General features: G+C 39.5%; 3 protein-coding genes. 2 read left to right on the top strand and 1 reads right to left on the bottom strand.

Annotated features, from left to right (window positions below):
* Window positions 1–78: 78 nt before the first annotated feature.
* Window positions 79–1,401, bottom strand: a complete 1,323-nt coding sequence (locus ACMA1I_RS23215) for an erythromycin esterase family protein (RefSeq protein ID WP_337070885.1) — start codon at window positions 1,399–1,401, stop codon at window positions 79–81.
* Window positions 1,402–1,812: 411 nt separating this feature from the next.
* Here ACMA1I_RS23215 and ACMA1I_RS23210 point away from each other — a divergent pair, with 411 nt between their 5' ends.
* On the top strand, window positions 1,813–2,391 hold the full coding sequence (locus ACMA1I_RS23210) for a Crp/Fnr family transcriptional regulator (RefSeq protein WP_337070884.1): 579 nt from the start codon (window positions 1,813–1,815) through the stop codon (window positions 2,389–2,391).
* A 53-nt stretch (window positions 2,392–2,444) separates the two neighbouring features.
* Complete coding sequence (locus ACMA1I_RS23205; RefSeq protein ID WP_337070883.1) at window positions 2,445–3,032, top strand: hypothetical protein; 588 nt, start codon at window positions 2,445–2,447, stop codon at window positions 3,030–3,032.
* Window positions 3,033–3,448: the final 416 nt, after the last annotated feature.

Here is a 3,448-nt window from a genome sequence, read left to right as displayed (position 1 = left end):
GGGGGCATTAGGAAGGAACACTTAAGTTGCATCTTCCATCAATACCAAATTTTTTGATCTTTTCAAGTAATCATTAAGCTACTGGAGTGGCGTTAGGGCTGTTGTTCTATCTAGAAAAATAAACGCATCATAACGTTCCGGTACTACAGTCGGGACATAGTTGCCGGTTTCTGAGGCAGGATTATACACCACCCCAATTGCTCTATGTCCTATTCGTTGCTGAAATGTCTGCTCCTTTGAAAGTGGATGCATGAAGATGATTTTATTAGCTGGCTCATGTTTATGCAATAAGGCTTCCCAAGAGTTAGACCTTGCTTGAGGCACATCCATCACCTGCATTTTATTTCCCCAACTTTGTGCTGCGATCACTTTGCCACTGTAGGTGCCGAAGCCTATAATATAGGTATTCTCCTCGCCGTACTGTTCCCTTACCTGTTGCCCTACATTTTCCAAACCTTGATCTGCCATGTCTGTAGCCCTTGCATCTCCAACATGAGAATTATGCTCCCAAACGATTATTTTAGTATTTGGCACAGATTGTTCCAGAAGCCTCTTAATAGTCGCAGTCATATGCCTGTCGCGTATATTCCACGATAAGGCATTATTAAATGCAGCTGTTCGATAGTAATTTTCTGCGTTCACAGCTACAAGGGTATTCTGTAGTGCGTTGAACGCCTCCTCGTTTTCTGGCGTTTCAGAAGCAATGGTTGTTTGGACAGTTTCTAGCAAGGTGGATAATTCATCAGCACAATTATCCGTTGAAATATAGGTTGCTCTTGCATAAGCATTTTCATTCTTATTATAAGGAGCAAAACAGTGTAAAGCCATACGAGCTGCCTCAGCAGCTGAAGAATTATTTTTTTCTAAGTATGCTAATACTATTTCCATTGATTCCCACATACTATAAACATCAAGACCGTAAAAGCCCACTTGTTCATTAAGACCTCTACCTGTGTTATAGCTACGAAGCCATTCAGTTAGTTCCGCAACCTCTTCATTCGCCCACATCCATGTTGGCCATCGATTAAATTCTTGCTTTAAAGCTACTTTTGCCGAACTATAGCTGTTGTTACCTCTTATATACTTATTTATTTGGTAAGCATCAGTCCAGTCACCTACTATTGCTATTATTTTGAACCTCTTTTCATTAATTAATCGCTGACTTATGCTGGTGCGCCAGGTATAGAATTCAGCAGTACCATGCGAGGACTCCCCAAGTAAAACAATTTGAGCATTACCGATGCTTTCGATGAGAGTGTCTAGATCTTGTTCTGTCTCCAGCTTATGTATGGCCTCAGCAGGAATTCTTCTTGGGTTATTTCCTAAACTTTTGTGTTCCTCCTTGGAGCATGAAATTATCAGGAGTGTAAACAGGAGCAATAACAATTGTTTCCTTTTCATATTTTACATTCATCTAACCTAACAATCGTTTTATTGATATATTATTTAATTATACTTGCTAAAAAGGTGATGGTTAGTCTTTGAAAGTAAAATAAGGATTTGCACTGCTCCTCTGATTAATACGAATGGTCTAAGGGAATTATACCTTCTCCTTTTAAAACTAATATGTTGTAACTTGCTTCACTCGTACAACTAGACCTGTTATAGGATATTTATCAAGTTAGACTTACTGTAAGATATTGGTCAGCTTATAACATCAACCTAACTACAAGGTTTATAACAAGGTAATGCTTCTTTTTCCATCAGATAAGTGTAGCAACTTTAGATTTTTGCTGGATTCTAAAGCGAGTAAATTTAAACACAGGCAATGCTGCTTTACCTTCCTAATCCAAAGTCAAAACTGTTCAAATCATGAAAGATAAATTTGTTGATATGCTACGGAGAATAGCAGACGTGAATGAGGTTGAGTTAGAGCAAATTTCTAGGACGTTTAAGGTGATTCAGGTTCCCGCCCGGCAGCATCTTACCCAGATTGGTGAAAGGGAGAAGCATCTTTATTTTGTTGTTACAGGTGTGCTCCGATTATATTGTATAGATTCCAAAGGAGAGGAGGCGACTATTTTCTTATTTAGTGAAAACCAGTTTGCAAGTAGTTACTCCAGCTTTGTAACCAGCAAACCTTCAGATCAAGGATTGCAGACTCTAGAAGAATGCACCTTACTATCCATCAAGAAGGAGGAGTTCATAAATTTGGAGGCAACATCAATAAATATGAACGTCCTTACCCGAAGAATTGCCGACCAGCGATTCATTAACGCGCAACAGGTTTTTATGAATCATATTATGCATACACCTGAGGAACGTTACCTTCAGTTTGAACAAAACCATAGTCAGTTACTGCTCCGGGTCCCCCAGCATATTATTGCCTCCTATTTGGGAATAACTCCGGTCTCTCTTAGCAGGATAAGGAATCGGATTAGCAAAAAGTAACACTTCTTATCTTTTGTTAAGAACCTTTAGACATCAGGAAGTTAATTTTGAACATGAAATCTATAAAATTCTGCTGGATTGTAAATTCTGCACTCTTTATTTTAAGTTTCCTTGGCTTGTTTGCAAATCCTGTAATAGGCCAGGACAAATCAAATCCTCTAAAATTGGAGGTAGAGGCTGATCTTATCTCTTACTTGTTCAAGGGGTATTCCATACACGCAGCAGTATGCTACGGAAATTTTCGGTCGAGTATTGGCGCATTTGCTATTCAACAACCTAATTTTTTTGTATCTGACGATAATTTTACCGTCTATTCCCAAGGATTTGATATTAAAACAGATTATCTTTTTGGTGAACACAAGGGTTGGCATGCCGGATTACAGGTTGGGTACGGGAAAGATCGTATAGGACTGAAAGATACTCCTGAAGAGATGGATTTATGGGGATTCAGTTTTGGTGTACGATCCGGTTATCGGTTTATGCTCGGTAAGCGAGAAAAAGAATATAGCGGGTTTTACATTAACCCTTGGATTGCAATTATTTACGTGCCAGATGCAAGGACGGTTAAATTGGCAGATAAAGCCTTCACACAATCTGCCTTCTCTCCTTTTCCCACAGTACATTTGGGCTGGAGGTTCTAAGTATATGTACAATCTGTAGGTTCAAAGGAGGATTGACACCTCTATAAGCGACTTCTCCCTTCCCGAAAATAAAGGTATTTCTTTTAAGTGCTGTAGGAGTAGGAGCTTTGGGCAGCAAGAGGTAGAGCTGCATTTTTACTGCAGCTAGGAAATACCGGACCCTCCTCTTATAATTACTGTGCAAGTGTTTACCGGAGTATGGTAGAAGAACAATAGCAATTTGGCAGTTAAAACCTGTTACTTGTCAATAACCCTGTGCTGAAACATATATTTTGCTTCAAATTTTATAGGTTAACGTGAACTCGGGAATTAAGCCAATGTTCTGGCGAGGTTAAACTTTTTGTTTTTGTGGTCGAGAAAGGTGTAGGCGGTCAGACCTGAGAGGATGTGGACCAGGGCGTTGATGGGGTTTCGGT

The sequence above is a fragment of the Pontibacter sp. 13R65 genome (assembly GCF_047525655.1).
GTDB lineage: Bacteria > Bacteroidota > Bacteroidia > Cytophagales > Hymenobacteraceae > Pontibacter.
Note: the sequence above shows the minus strand (reverse complement) of the source record. Positions and strands in the feature narration are given on the sequence as shown.

Coding starts and splice junctions, on each gene's coding strand:
- ACMA1I_RS23205 (WP_337070883.1), top strand. CDS start 2,445: ATGAAATCTATAAAATTCTGCTGGATTGTAAATTCTGCACTCTTTATT.
- ACMA1I_RS23210 (WP_337070884.1), top strand. CDS start 1,813: ATGAAAGATAAATTTGTTGATATGCTACGGAGAATAGCAGACGTGAAT.
- ACMA1I_RS23215 (WP_337070885.1), bottom strand. CDS start 1,401: ATGAAAAGGAAACAATTGTTATTGCTCCTGTTTACACTCCTGATAATT.